16 protein-coding genes are annotated in these 13,036 nt (G+C 71.7%); 13 read left to right on the top strand and 3 right to left on the bottom strand.

Translation table 11 applies throughout. The features are described from left to right. Positions 1 to 292: 292 nt before the first annotated feature. Complete coding sequence (locus tag MFF01_RS01570; protein WP_238221355.1) at positions 293 to 1,855, top strand: DUF2793 domain-containing protein; 1,563 nt, start codon at positions 293 to 295, stop codon at positions 1,853 to 1,855. A 4-nt stretch (positions 1,856 to 1,859) separates the two neighbouring features. Here MFF01_RS01570 and MFF01_RS01565 read toward each other — a convergent pair whose 3' ends face one another. After that, positions 1,860 to 2,132, bottom strand: a complete 273-nt coding sequence (locus MFF01_RS01565; RefSeq protein WP_238221354.1) for a hypothetical protein — start codon at positions 2,130 to 2,132, stop codon at positions 1,860 to 1,862. Between the two features lie 138 nt (positions 2,133 to 2,270). Between MFF01_RS01565 and MFF01_RS01560 the strand changes: the two genes are divergently transcribed. From MFF01_RS01560 to MFF01_RS01535, 6 genes are all read left to right on the top strand, one after another. Next, positions 2,271 to 2,879, top strand: coding sequence for a lysozyme (locus MFF01_RS01560; protein WP_238221353.1), 609 nt, complete (start codon positions 2,271 to 2,273; stop codon positions 2,877 to 2,879). Positions 2,880 to 2,914: 35 nt separating this feature from the next. Continuing rightward, complete coding sequence (locus MFF01_RS01555; protein ID WP_238221352.1) at positions 2,915 to 3,415, top strand: hypothetical protein; 501 nt, start codon at positions 2,915 to 2,917, stop codon at positions 3,413 to 3,415. 33 nt (positions 3,416 to 3,448) lie between these two features. Then, positions 3,449 to 3,802, top strand: coding sequence for a hypothetical protein (locus tag MFF01_RS01550; RefSeq protein WP_238221351.1), 354 nt, complete (start codon positions 3,449 to 3,451; stop codon positions 3,800 to 3,802). 26 nt (positions 3,803 to 3,828) lie between these two features. Continuing rightward, the gene (locus MFF01_RS01545; protein WP_238221350.1) at positions 3,829 to 4,029 is read left to right on the top strand and encodes a hypothetical protein; all 201 of its coding nucleotides are present in this window, start codon (positions 3,829 to 3,831) and stop codon (positions 4,027 to 4,029) included. Between the two features lie 96 nt (positions 4,030 to 4,125). Then, positions 4,126 to 4,491 carry a PepSY domain-containing protein gene (locus MFF01_RS01540; RefSeq protein ID WP_238221349.1) on the top strand — a complete coding sequence of 122 codons (366 nt, stop codon included), beginning with the start codon at positions 4,126 to 4,128 and terminating at the stop codon, positions 4,489 to 4,491. A gap of 30 nt (positions 4,492 to 4,521) precedes the next feature. After that, positions 4,522 to 5,199: a response regulator transcription factor gene (locus tag MFF01_RS01535; RefSeq protein WP_056090205.1), complete on the top strand. Its 678-nt coding sequence runs from the start codon at positions 4,522 to 4,524 to the stop codon at positions 5,197 to 5,199. A gap of 2 nt (positions 5,200 to 5,201) precedes the next feature. On the opposite strand, the gene MFF01_RS01530 is transcribed toward MFF01_RS01535, so the two are convergent. Both MFF01_RS01530 and MFF01_RS01525 read right to left on the bottom strand, forming a co-directional pair. Continuing rightward, positions 5,202 to 5,603, bottom strand: a complete 402-nt coding sequence (locus tag MFF01_RS01530; protein WP_238221348.1) for a type II toxin-antitoxin system VapC family toxin — start codon at positions 5,601 to 5,603, stop codon at positions 5,202 to 5,204. Further along, a complete protein-coding gene (locus tag MFF01_RS01525; protein ID WP_238221347.1) occupies positions 5,603 to 5,842 on the bottom strand; it encodes a type II toxin-antitoxin system VapB family antitoxin in 240 nt (79 codons plus the stop codon). The genes MFF01_RS01530 and MFF01_RS01525 overlap by 1 nt, the downstream gene beginning before the upstream one ends. 111 nt (positions 5,843 to 5,953) lie before the next feature. On the opposite strand from MFF01_RS01525, the gene MFF01_RS01520 reads away from it, so the two are divergent. From MFF01_RS01520 to MFF01_RS01495, 6 genes are all read left to right on the top strand, one after another. Further along, on the top strand, positions 5,954 to 7,375 hold the full coding sequence (locus tag MFF01_RS01520; protein WP_238221346.1) for a sensor histidine kinase: 1,422 nt from the start codon (positions 5,954 to 5,956) through the stop codon (positions 7,373 to 7,375). Positions 7,376 to 7,527: 152 nt separating this feature from the next. Further along, on the top strand, positions 7,528 to 9,129 hold the full coding sequence (gene ccmI, locus MFF01_RS01515) for a c-type cytochrome biogenesis protein CcmI (protein ID WP_238221345.1): 1,602 nt from the start codon (positions 7,528 to 7,530) through the stop codon (positions 9,127 to 9,129). Positions 9,130 to 9,292: 163 nt separating this feature from the next. After that, positions 9,293 to 9,817 carry a cytochrome c maturation protein CcmE gene (ccmE, locus tag MFF01_RS01510; RefSeq protein WP_238221344.1) on the top strand — a complete coding sequence of 175 codons (525 nt, stop codon included), beginning with the start codon at positions 9,293 to 9,295 and terminating at the stop codon, positions 9,815 to 9,817. 31 nt (positions 9,818 to 9,848) lie between these two features. Beyond that, positions 9,849 to 11,855: a heme lyase CcmF/NrfE family subunit gene (locus MFF01_RS01505; RefSeq protein ID WP_238221343.1), complete on the top strand. Its 2,007-nt coding sequence runs from the start codon at positions 9,849 to 9,851 to the stop codon at positions 11,853 to 11,855. Further along, positions 11,852 to 12,325 carry a cytochrome c-type biogenesis protein gene (locus tag MFF01_RS01500; protein ID WP_238221342.1) on the top strand — a complete coding sequence of 158 codons (474 nt, stop codon included), beginning with the start codon at positions 11,852 to 11,854 and terminating at the stop codon, positions 12,323 to 12,325. Before MFF01_RS01505 ends, MFF01_RS01500 begins: the two co-directional genes overlap by 4 nt. A gap of 250 nt (positions 12,326 to 12,575) precedes the next feature. Beyond that, positions 12,576 to 12,926 (top strand): hypothetical protein, encoded by a 351-nt coding sequence (locus MFF01_RS01495; RefSeq protein WP_238221341.1) that lies wholly within the window; start codon positions 12,576 to 12,578, stop codon positions 12,924 to 12,926. Positions 12,927 to 13,036: the final 110 nt, after the last annotated feature.

The raw sequence follows: 13,036 nt of genomic DNA, 5'->3' as shown, positions 1-13,036 counted from the left end.
AACCCGTCCGGCTTGCCCGGAGCCTCGACGCGGCTCGTCCATCCGGAAGACCCGCCCGTTCGGAGCCATACATCCCCCCGCCGATCACACCGCCGGATCGCCTTCAAAAAGAGCGATACGCCGGGTGCAGCCGCGACGGTGCTCCCTCTCCTGGAAGGAGAGGGCTGGGGTGAGGTGTGGGACCTCTCCGGACACGTCACACACCTCACCCTGTCCCTCTCCTTCCAGGAGAGGGGACCCGCGCTGCCGACGCGATGCGTCGGCAGCGCGTGCATACCCTCGGAGCCCGTCCATGGCGCAGACCACCCCGCACCTCGCTCTGCCGCTCCTCGCGGCGGCCCAGGCCGGCAAGCACGTGACCCACAACGAGGCGCTCCTGGCCCTCGACGCCCTCGTCCACCTCGCCTGCCGCGACAAGGACCTCGCCGCGCCCCCCGCCGACCCGGCGGAGGGCGACCGCTACCTCGTGGCGGCCCAGACCCCCACCGGGGCGTGGGCCGGCCTCTCCGGGCAGATCGCCGTGTTCGGCGATGGCGTCTGGACCGGCCTCGTCCCCCGGCCGGGCTGGCTCGTCCACGTGGGCGACGAGGATGCGTTCTACCGCTTCGACGGCGCGCGCTGGGGCGGCCTGTTCGACGGCGTACGCGCCCTGCGCAACCTCGATGCCCTCGGCCTCGGCACCGAGGCGGAGGCCGGGACGGCGTTCGCGGCCAAGTTGGAGCGCGCCCTGTGGACCGCGCGCGATCCCGCGGACGGGGGCAGCGGCGGCCTCGCCGTCGTCCTCAACAAGGCGGCGCCGGGCAACGCCGTGGCGCTCCTGTTCCAGACGGCCTACTCGGGCCGGGCCGAACTCGGGCTGCTCGGCGAGGACGCCCTCGGCCTCAAGGTCTCGGCCGACGGCGCCACGTGGCGCGGCGCGTGGCGGGCCGATCCGGCCACGGGCCATCTCGGCCTCGGCGCCCTTGGCCTGCCCGGCGCGCCCATGGCCCGCGCGCCCCTGCACGTGGCCCGCGAAGGCGCGGGGCCGGGCCTGTGCCTCGACGCCTACGGCGCCGGGCCCGTCGAGAATGTCATCCAGACCCGCAGCGGCCGGGGCAGCCGGCAGGCTCCCGCCCCGATCCGCGCCGGGGATGGCCTCGTCGGCCTCTCGGGCGGCGGGTTCTTTGACGGCGGAAGCACGGACGGACGGGTCACCCTGCGGGGCATCGCCGAGGAGGATTTCTCCGCGACGGCCCAGGGCGCCGGATTTGTAATCGAGGCGACGGATCTCGGCGGCACCGCGCCGCGTCCCGTCGTGCGGATGCGGGCCAACGGCGCCCTCGAACTCGTGGCGCGGGCCGGCGTGCCGGCGACCGGCACGGCGCCGGGGCAGATCGTGTTCGACAGCACCCTCGCCGCCTTCCGGGGCCATACCGGCGCCGGATGGGTGCGCCTCAGCAACCCGCCGTGCTTTCGCGCCGCGACGAGCTACGACAACTACGTCGGCGCGGGGGCGTGGACGCGGGTCGGCTTCAACACCGGCCTCCTCAACGCGCAGGGCCTGTTCCGCGCCGCCGACAACGCCTTCGTGGTCCCGGAGGCGGGGGTCTACACCTTCACCGCGGCCCTCGCCTTCAAGCGCAACGGCACCAACGCGCCGGCCTCCCTGCAGGCGCGGTTCCACCGCAACGGCGTCACCCTCGACGGCAGCCGCCGGGGCGTCGCCGCCCCCATCGACGGGGTCTCCACGGTGAGTCTCGGCTGCACCCTGTCCCTGGCGGCGGGCGACCTCATCACGGTCCACGCCCTGTTCACCGGCACGGACGGCTACATCGCCGCCGCCGACAGCGACTTTTCCGGATTTGGTCTCGCGTGACGCGTCAGTACGGAGAGCCGTAATACGGCCCCGGCCGGCGGCGCTCGTAACCGGAGATCGGGCGCCCGTAGCCGCGCGGTGCCGCCACGGCACCCGGCCCGTAGTAGCGTGGCGGACGATAATTGCCGTTGTTCACGCCGGCCGAACGGTCGTTGCCGCTCTCCGTGGCAAAGGGCGTCAGCCCGCTGCCGCTGCCGCTGTTCTGGGCCGAGGCACCGCCCGCGCCCGCGAGCAGGAGTCCGGCAGCAAGACTTACGACGATGCGCGATCGCGCCATGATCCACCTCCCGAGCCCGGCCCCGGCCGCTCCTCGAGCGAACCCCCGGACGCGCCCTTCCGTTCCGCGCCGGCTTCCCTTCCCCACACCCCCGACTCTTCCCACACCCCCAACTCTTCCCACACCCCGGAGTGCACCATGGACCTCAGCGCCATCGGCAAGGCCGTGCTCATCGCCCGCGAGGGGCGGCGGCTCCATGCCTACCGCGATTCCGCCGGCATCTGGACCATCGGGATCGGGCACACCAGCGCGGCCGGGCCGCCCCTCGTCACCCCCGGCCTCGTCCTCACCCCGACCGAGTGCGACGCGGTGTTCGACCGCGACGTCGTCCGCTTCGTCGCGGCCGTGCGGGCGGCGGTGACGCGGGCACTGCCGCAGCACGCCTTCGACGCCCTCGTCTCCCTCTGCTTCAACATCGGTCCGGCGGCGTTCGGCCGCTCCACCCTCGTGCGCCGCCTGAACGACGGCGACCCGGAGGGCGCGGCGCAGGCGATGATGATGTGGGACCGGCCCGCCGCCCTGATCCCGCGTCGCGGCGCCGAGCAGGACCAGTTCCGCACCCCCTACGCTGTCGCCCTGCCGCGCGCCCGGCGCGGCGACGCGACACCCATCGCGGCCCCGGCCGAGACCCTGCCCGCCCTCGCCCCGGCGCGACGGACGGTTCCGCCCGTCGTGAGCGGGGCGCCGGCCGCGCCCGGCTGGCTCGCCCGGATCCGCGCCGTCCTCGGCGGGCGCCCCCGCGCCTGAACCCTTCGCGTCCACGCCCCGGAGATCCCCGAACCATGCAGCCGATCCGCACCGCCCTCGTCCTCGCCCTCGCGTCCACGCCCTGCGCCGCCGCCGGCCTCGATCCCGCCAGCGTGACCGTCCCGTGGGGCGACACCGTCGCGGTGGCGGCGCAGGCCGTCACCGGCCTCCTCCTGCCCCTCGCCGTCACCGCCGCCACGGCGGCCCTGGCGCGTCTGGCCGGGCCGCTCCGCACCCTCGTCACCGCCACCCTGGTGGAACGGCTGGTGCGCAACGTCGGCGATTACGCCGTCAACGCCGTCGCGGGCGCCGTGCGCGGGCGGACGCTCAGCGTCCCCGTGGGCTCCGAAGTCATCGCCCGGGCGGTGCAGCGCGGCCTCGACGAGGCCCCGGCCTGGCTCGTGCGCGCCGCCGGCGGACGCGAGGGGCTGGCCGAGAAGGTGTTCCGCAGCCTGCCGGTCGCGGAGGAGGCCACCCTCGCCAACACCCTGCGCCCCGCCGTGGAGGCCGCGCGGGCGGGGCGCCCCCTGCCCTGAGGCAACCTGCCCCGAGGTCACCGGAGACCCGTCATGGAAAAGCTCGCCCTGGAGGGTGCGCGCCTGCTGTTCTCCCATGACGGGGCCGGCTGGATCGTCGCCGTGCTGACGGGTCTCGCCTGCCTCCACCTCTACCGCGAGACCGTGCGGACCCAGGATGCCCGCCTCGGGGAGACCGGCGCCACGGCCGCGGCCCTCGAGCGCGCCTCCCAGACCAACGCCGCCGTAGCGGCCGCCCTGGAAAGCCGCACGCGGGTGCTCGAGGACCTCTCGCGCCTCGTGAGCGAGATGGCTCGGGGCGTCGAGCGCGGCGACGACCGCATCCGGGACAAGCTCGACGCGATCCTGCGCCACCTCGGCGAGGGACGCCCGCTCATCCGCCCCTGACCGCAACCCCGACCGAAAGAACGCCCATGCTCCGCTTCGCCCGCACGACTCCGTCCGCCCATCGGGCGGCGCAGGCTCGCCTCGGCGCCGCCCGCCGACGCTTCGACCTCTCGACCATCGCCCTGCGCAAGGCCGCCCTGGACCACGTCGAGGGCGAGATCCTCGTGAGCGCCGCCCTGCGGGCAACCCTCGCGCGCCTCGCCGGATCGCCGGGCTCGGGCCTCTGAACCTTCGCGCTGTCCGGGCGGGGAACCGAACCCCTCCGGTTCCGCTTGCCCCGGCATTCAGGGCGCATTCAGTGCCCCCGCCCTAATGCGAGATCCATGCGCATCTTCTTCGCCCTGTTGCTGATCGGCCTGGCCGTCGCGGGTTTCGCGACGGGCTCGATCGGCACGCAGGCCGAGGAGACCACGGCGGCCGCCATCGTCGCGCCGGTCCAGGCCACACCCCACCCCGATGTCTGCCTCAGCGCCGCCGACCTGCGCGAGGCCGTGGCCGACAAGCGGGTGATCGAACCCGTGGCCGCCATCCGGGCTGCCCGCAAGGTGATTCCCCGCGCTGAGATCCAGCGCGCCCGCCTGTGCCGGCACGACGAGGCCCTGGTCTACCTGCTGACGGCCTTGCGCCGGGACGGGCAGTTCGTCCACGTGATGGTCGATGCCACCACGGGCGAGATCAGCGGCCCCTGAACCTTCAGCGCATCAGAGGAGTACGGGACCGTGCGTCTGCTCGTGGTCGAGGATGACCGGGACATCAACCGGCAGGTGGTCAGCGCCCTGGAGGAGGCCGGCTACGTCGCCGACAAGGCCTTCGACGGCGAGGAGGGCGGCTATCTCGGCGAGAGCGAGCCCTACGACGCCATCATCCTCGACATGGGCCTGCCCAAGGCCGATGGGGTCAGCGTGTTGCAGAAGTGGCGCCGGGCCGGGATCAAGACCCCGGTCATCATCCTGACGGCCCGCGACCGCTGGTCCGACAAGGTCGACGGGTTCGATGCCGGCGCCGACGACTACGTCACGAAGCCGTTCCACATGGAGGAGCTCCTCGCCCGCGTGCGCGCCCTCCTGCGGCGCGCGGCCGGCCACGCCACGAGCCAGATCGCCTGCGGGCCCGTGGTCCTCGACACCCGCTCGGGCCGGGTGTTCGTGGACGGCAACCCGGTCAAGCTCACGAGCCACGAATACCGGCTGCTCTCCTACCTCATGCACCACACTGGCCGCGTGGTGTCGCGCGCCGAACTCACCGAGCACCTCTACGATCAGGATTTCGACCGCGATTCCAACACCATCGAGGTGTTCGTCGGTCGCCTGCGCAAGAAGCTCGCCGTCGATCTGATCCAGACCGTGCGGGGACTGGGCTATCTTGTGGACCCGACCCAGCCGCCGCCGCGGGTGTGAGGCTATTCGCGCGCCGCGATGTCCGTCAGGGCGAAATCGTCGCCTTTGAAGAGCAGCGGCGCATCGTGGATCACCGCCATGGCGTAGGCGAAGCAATCGCCCATGTTGAGCTGGGCCGGGTGTCCCGTGCCCTTCCCGTAGCGGGCGAAGGCGTCGAGGGCCGGATCGGCCGCTGCCGGTGGTACGGCGACAAGGCGAATTCCAGCGGCCTTGAGAAAGGCGGCGAGATCCGCCCGTATCGTCGCCATGGGCCGCTGGCGTTTCCGGCGGATCGCGAGCGCGGCCTCGTAGACGGCGATCGGCGACGTGAACGGATGACGGGCCGCCTCGAGGCGCGCGGACAGAACCTCTCCCTCGACCTCCTCAGTGAGAATGGCGACGAGGGCGGAGGTATCCACGAACATCAGGCGTCGCCGCTGATTTGGTCGTAGAAGGCCTTGTCAGCCGCCAGGCCGGTGGAAGGAGAGGAAGCGATCCCTTCACGGATCGGCCGGATCCGCTCCCAGAGGCTCGGCGTCTGCGCCTCGCGCCGCAACTCGTTGCCGACGGCGAGCTTGATCGCTTCCTCCGAAGACAGGCCGCGCCGCGCCGCCAAGGTCTGGACCAGACGTTCGGTCTCGGGATCGTGGATGTCGAGGCTCATCGTCGAATCTCCGTTCGGATGATGTACAGACGCAACCCGTCAGCTTTCAACCGTTACGCGACGGCCCCGCGCGTCCGGACCCGACGAGACCGGCATGAGCCCCTTTCCCAAATGAGCCCGTTTCCCGCCTGGCTTCCCCTGCGTCGGCGCTCCATCGCCGTGCGCCTCGCCACCTCCGCGCTCCTGGCGAGTTCGGCGATCCTGCTCATCGCCGCCGGCATTCTCACCACGCTCTACCGGGAGAACACCGAGCGGGCCTTCGACAGTCGGCTCCTCGTCTACGCCAACAACCTCGCCACCGATCTCGTCTCGCCCAACGATCCGGAAAGCCGGTCCTTCACCTTGAGCGATCCGCGCTTCGACCTGCCCCTGTCGGGCTGGTATTGGCAGATCGGGCGGCCCGATGCGAAGCCCCGCGACCTGCGCACCTCGCGCTCCCTCGTGGGTGTGCCCCTGAAGCCCGCCAGCGACCCCGACACCAAGGCCGGGGTCGGTCAGATCCGCCAGGGCTACGGCCAGGCGCAGGACGAGCGCCCCCTGCGCATCATCGAGCGCGACGTCGATCTCGGCGAGGAGGGCCGCTACACCGTGCGGGTCGCCGGTCCGGCGGACGAGATCGCCAACGATGTCGGGCGCTTCCGCTTCTCCCTGATGGTGACCTTCGGGCTCCTCGGCCTGTCGCTGGCCCTCACCACCCTCCTGCAGATCCGCTTCGGCCTCGCGCCGTTGGCCAAGCTCCGCAACGCGCTGGGCGCCATCCGCCGGGGCGAATCCGACCGCATCACCGGCGAGTATCCCCGCGATATCGCGCCGCTGGCCGGCGAGGTGAACCTCCTCATCGAGACCAACCGCGAGATCCTGGAGCGCGCCCGCACCCAGGTCGGCAACCTCGCCCACGCCCTGAAGACGCCGCTCTCGATCATCGTCAACGAGGTCGGCGCAGCCGACGCGCCCGGCGACCTCTCGGCCAAGATCCGCGAGCAGGCCGCCGTGATGCGCGATCAGGTGAACTACCACCTCGACCGCGCGCGGGCGGCGGCGCTGGCCGGCACGCTCGGCACCTCCACGGAGGTCGAGCCGGCTTTGGCCGGGCTGGTCCGCACCTTCGGCAAGATCTACCGCGACAAGGACATCGCCTACGCGGTCCACGTGCCGCCGGGCCTGCGCTTTCGCGGCGAGCGCCAGGATTTCGAGGAGATGATCGGCAACCTCGTCGACAACGCGTCGAAATGGGCCGCCGGCCGGGTCTCGATCCGGGCCGAGGCGGTGGCGCAGGACGATTATCCCCACCTCATGGTCTCCATCGAGGATGACGGACCGGGCCTCGCGCCGCAGGATCGGGAGGCCGTCCTCGGGCGGGGCCGGCGCCTCGACGAGACCAAGCCGGGCTCGGGGCTGGGCCTCTCCATCGTGGCCGACCTCGCCGCCCTCTATCGCGGCCGCTTCCGCCTCGAGGCGGCGAGCCTCGGGGGGCTTCGCGCGGTGATCGAAGTGCCGGGGGACGCCCCGACGGGGGCAGCTCCCCACGCTTGAGGCGTCCTCCGCGCGGCGGCAGTTTGCCGGGACAGTCCACACGGCTAAGGTCGGACCGCGCCGGCCTTCGCGTGACACCGTGTCACCGAAGGTTCGCATCGTAGGGGCCGGAGCGTGGCCTTACATGCGGGGCTGAGGGATTTCGAGGCGTGATGACGGCACTCTGGTTCATTCTGGCGTTCATGACCGGCGCGGCGGTGCTCGCCCTGCTCTGGCCGATGTCGCGCCGGGCCAATCCCCCGGCGGAGGCCGGCGGCTTGGCGACCGAGACCGTGTTCTACGAGGACCAGCTGCGCGAGATCGAGCGGGATCTCGCGCGCGGCCTCATCGCGGCGCCCGAGGCCGAGGCCGCGCGCACGGAAGCCGGCCGGCGCCTGCTGCGCGCCAACCGGGCCGGCGTGCCCATCCCCCCCGGCATGGCCGAACCGGCCCTGCGCCAGCGCCGGGCCGCCTCCGCCTTCGCCCTCTCGACGATTCCCCTCGTGGCCCTCATTGCCTACGGGATCTACGGGTCTCCGCACATGCCGGCGCAGAACGCTGCCCAGCGTCAGGCGATCCAGAACGGTGGGCAGGAGCTGCTCAACGCCATCGGCCAGATCGAGGCGCGCCTCGCGAGCGACCCGAAGGACGGACGCGGCTGGGCCGTGCTCGCCCCCGTCTACATGCGCATGGGCCGGTTCGACGACGCGGCCCATGCCTACGAGGCCGCCACCCGCCTCCTCGGTGAGACCGCGCCGCGCCTCTCCGACTGGGGCGAAGCCCTCATCGCCGGCAACAACGGCGTGATCCCGCCCCAGGCCAAGACCCTGTTCGAGCGCGCCGTCGCCCTCGACGGTACGGCGGCCAAGCCCCGTTTCTACCTCGCCCGCGCGGCCGAACTCGACGGCGACATTCCCCTGGCGATCCAGCGCCTCACGGATCTGGCCGAGACCGCGCCCGCCGATGCGCCGTGGCTGCCCGCCGTCCGCGACAGCCTCGCCCGCCTCAAGGGCGAGGCGTCACCTGAAGCCGGCCAGACCAAACCAGGTCCAGCCAAACCCGGCCCAGCCAAGCCCGGCGCCGGGCCGGCGCCCGAGGCCGGTGCGGCCTCGTCCCTTCAGGCGATGCCCCCGGAGGGACGCAACGCGGCCATCCGCGGCATGGTCGACGGCCTCGACCGGCGCCTCACCGAGACAGGCGGCACGGCCGACGAGTGGCTGCGCCTCGTCCGGTCCTTGAGCGTACTCGGAGACCGCGACCGGGCCGCCGCAGCCCTCGCACGGGCTCGTGCGGCCCTCTCCTCCGACGCGACCGCCCTGCGGGGCCTCGACGCCCTGGCGGGTGAATTCCAGCTCCCGCGGGACGCGGCCGAGGGATCGGAGGCGAGCAAGACAGCAGAGGATCGGGGCGAGGCCGCGAAAGCGGACGCCCCGAAGGAGGCACCGAAAGCGGCGAGCGGAGGCGAAGGCGCCAAGACCGATGCCGCCAGGGCCGGCACCGAAGCGGCCGTGGCCGCCGTGAAGGCCATGCCGGCCGCCGAGCGCGACGCGGCCATCCGCGGCATGGTCGCCAGCCTCGACCGGCGTCTGGCCGCCAAGGGCGGCACCGTCGACGACTGGCTACGCCTCGTGCGCTCCTATGCCGTGCTCGGCGAGCGCACCCAGGCGCTCCAGGCCCTCGACCGGGCCCGCATGGCCCCGAGTTCCGAGCCCCAGGCCCGGGAGCGCCTCGACGAACTCGCTCGCGAACTCGGTCTCGAGGCTCCCCGGCCCTGACAATCGGTCCCGGTCCCCGACCTTGACCCGGGCGCCGCGGAGTCCGAAACCGTCCTGTACGCCAGAGGCGGGACACGATTGGGTTCATCCGGTGCTGCCGGCCCCCGACACGTTCAGGCCTGCCGGCGCTCCGTGACGCCACAACCCAGACGGGACAACCCGCGTGACCCGCAAGAGCCGCCGCCTCATCCTCATCGCCGCTTGCGGTGCCGTGCTGGCCCTGGCGCTCGGCCTGATCCTGTCGGCCATGAGCGGGTCGATCGTGTTCTTCCGCTCGCCGACCGAGGTGGCGGCGCAGGGCGTCGCCCCCGGCACCCGGTTCCGCCTCGGCGGCTTGGTGAAGGACGGGTCGGTCCAGCGCGGGCCGGACCAGACCGTGGATTTCGCCGTGACCGACACCAACGCCACCGTGCAGGTGCAGTATCGCGGCCTCCTGCCCGACCTGTTCCGCGAGGGCCAGGGCATCGTGGCCGAAGGCCGCCTGGAGCCCGGCGGCATCTTCCGCGCCGACACGGTGCTGGCCAAGCACGACGAATCCTACATGCCCCGCGAGGTCGCCGACGCCCTCAAGGCGCAGGGGCGCTGGCAGGAGGGCAAGGGCATGGTCGAGAAGCCTGCCGCCACCAAGCCCGCCGACGCCAGCACGGCGATCACCGACAAGACCCTCGGTCAGCGCAGCGAGCGATGATCCGCAAGCTCCCCCAGAAGGACGACACCCCGTGCTGATCGAAGTCGGCCACTTCGCCCTCGCCCTGGCGCTCGCCCTGTCCCTCGTCCAGGCGGTGATGCCGGTCTGGGCCGCCCGCTCGGGCGACCAGGCCCTGCGCGCCGTGGCGACGCCGGCGGCCCTGGGGACGTTCGCCTGCATCCTGTTCAGCTTCGGCGCACTCACCTACGCCCACGCCACCTCGGACTTCTCGGTCCAGAACGTGGTCGAGAACTCGCACACGATGAAGCCCTTCCTCTACAAGCTGTCCGGCGTGTGGGGGAACCACGAGGGTTCGATGCTCCTCTGGGTGCTCATCCTCGCCCTGTTCGGCGCCCTCGTGGCGGTCGCGCGCAACTCCGTACCGCCGACCCTGCGGGCCAACACCCTCGCGGTTCAGGGCCTCATCACGTTCGTGTTCGTGCTGTTCATCATCACGACCTCGAACCCGTTCGCCCGGGTGAGCCCGGCCCCAGTCGAAGGCAACGATCTCAATCCGCTGCTGCAGGATTTCGGCCTCGCGATCCACCCGCCGCTCCTCTACGTCGGCTATGTCGGGTTCTCGATCACCTTCGCGTTCGCCATCGCGGCCCTCATCGACGGGCGCATCGACGCCGTCTGGGCCCGCGCCGTACGGCCCTGGACCCTCACCGCCTGGAGCTTCCTGACGCTGGGCATCGCCATGGGGTCGTACTGGGCCTATTACGAGCTCGGCTGGGGCGGCTGGTGGTTCTGGGATCCGGTGGAGAACGCCTCCCTGATGCCGTGGCTCGCCGGCACCGCGCTCCTCCACTCCACCGTTGTGATGGAGAAGCGCGATGCCCTGAAGGTGTGGACGGTGCTCCTCGCCATCCTGACCTTCTCTCTCTCGCTACTGGGCACCTTCATCGTCCGCTCGGGCGTGCTCACCTCGGTGCACTCCTTCGCCACCGACCCCACGCGCGGCATCTTCATCCTCGCCATCCTGATCCTGTTCATCGGCGGCTCGCTGACCCTGTTCGCGTGGCGCGCACCCATGCTGCGCCAGGGCGGCCTGTTCGCGCCGATCTCCCGCGAGGGCGCCCTGGTGATGAACAACCTGTTCCTCGCCGCCGCCTGCGCCACCGTGTTCGTCGGCACGCTCTATCCACTGCTGCTGGAATCGCTCACCGCGGAGAAGATTTCCGTCGGGCCGCCGTTCTTCAACTACACCTTCATCCCCCTGGCGATTCCGCTGCTCCTCATCGTGCCCTTCGGCCAGACCCTGGCGTGGAAGCGAGGCGACGTGCACGCCGCCACCCAGCGCCTGTTCGCGGCGCTCGCCGTCGCCCTCGTGGTCGGTCTCGCGGTGCTGGCCTATACCTGGGGCGGGCCGATGATGGCTCCCGTGGGCATCGGTCTCGGCGCCTACCTCGTCATCGGCTCCGCCCTGGAAATCGTGTCGCGGGCGCGCGGCTACGGCGCCAGCCGGACCCGCAGCGCCGGCGTGGTCTGGCGCCGGGCCCTCGGCCTGCCGCGCTCGGCCTGGGGCACGGCCTTCGCCCATGCGGGAGTCGGAATCGTGGTGCTCGGCATTGCCGCTCAAGGGTGGGCGACGGAAGGGCTGAAGACCCTCAAGCCCGGGGAGTCCCTAGCGTCGGGCCCCTACGTCGCCACCCTCGACCGGGTCGGCCCGCGCATGGGCGAGAACTATTCCGAGACCACGGCCTTCCTCACCATCCGCAACACGGCGGGCGACATGATCGGCACAGTCGAGACGGGCAAGCGCTTCTACCCGAGCCGCAAGATGACGGTGACGGAATCCGGTCTTCTCACCATCGGGGTCAGCCAAGTCTATGCCAGCCTCGGCGAGGTGATGCCCGAGGGCGGCAGCATCGGCCTGCGCCTCTACTACAAGCCCCTGGTGCTGCTCATCTGGCTCGGCGCCGTGGTGATGGCACTTGGCGGCGCGGTTTCGCTCACCGATCGGCGCATGCGGGTTGGTGCCCCGGCCCGCGCTAGGGCGAAGGCCCTGCCGGCCGGCATGGCGGCGGCGGAATGAGCGCCGCGCCGCGCCTCGTCCTCGGGCTCCTCATCGCCCTCGGGGCATTCGCCCCATCGGGTGGGGCATGGGCGGTGCAACCCGATGAGGTCCTGAAGGATCCTGCGATGGAGATGCGGGCCCGAGACATCTCGGCGGGCCTGCGCTGCCTCGTGTGCCAGAACCAGTCCATCGACGATTCCGACGCGCCCCTGGCCAAGGATCTGCGCGTCATCGTCCGCGAGCGCCTCCAGGCCGGCGACAGCAACGATCAGGTCCAGTCCTATATCGTTGGTCGCTACGGCGAGTACGTGCTCCTGCGGCCCGTCTTCGCCCTTCATACGCTGCTGCTCTGGCTGACGCCGCTGGCCGCCATCGGCCTCGGGCTATTCGGCCTTTGGCGTCTGTCCCAGCGCCGCGCCGACGCCGCGCCGCAGGGTCTCACGGCCGCCGAGCAGGCCGAGATCGCCGCCCTGACCCGGCGAGAGTAATCGTCCCGTTCGCACGCATGTGTGGAAGGTCAGCCGTCTCCAGCGAGGGTTCCTTTGCACCGAACGCCCACCTCTGCGTTTTATTCATGCGCGACGTAAATTTTCTTATAGCCATGCTTATTCTGCATTTGTGCGATGCGAAGAATCTCTCTGTGCATCGCACAATTCGCCCGGCATAAAGCGGCCTCCCGGTGCAACCGGCTCTCCGTACGGGCACTCCCGGCGGACAGTAACCGCACAGGTCAACTCCATGCGCTTCACCACTCTCGCCCTCGCTGCCTCGACCCTCGCCGTCGCCCTCGCGGCTCCGGCCGCACGGGCCACCGAACTCGAGATCGCCAAGCCGGTCTCCATCGACCTCGCCACCTTCCGGGGCACGGCCTATTACACCCCCACCAAGGACGGTTACCGCGTCGTCGCCACCCTCGCGTCGGTCAATTCCGGAGCCGAGCAGCCGCAGGTGATCCGCATGATCACCACGCTGAACGCCGACCAGACCGTGCACCTCTCCGTGCCGGGCGCGCTGGGCGCCGATGGCCGCGAGACCACCATCGCGTTCTCGCGCCGGGGCGACCGGGTCGACGTCGCCTCCGCCGAGTGATCTCTCGTCCGGCCCGGCCCCGCCGGGCCGGGCACCGGGGTGGCGCCTCGCTTTCGCCCCACTGGACCGGGATGGATGGGCTCGCCCCCCGAATGCGAAGGCGCGGCGTT

Origin of the sequence: Methylobacterium adhaesivum, assembly GCF_022179065.1 — a bacterium.
Lineage (GTDB): Bacteria > Pseudomonadota > Alphaproteobacteria > Rhizobiales > Beijerinckiaceae > Methylobacterium > Methylobacterium adhaesivum.
The sequence above is the reverse complement of the archived record's forward strand: the minus strand, read 5'-3'. Positions and strand labels throughout refer to the sequence as shown.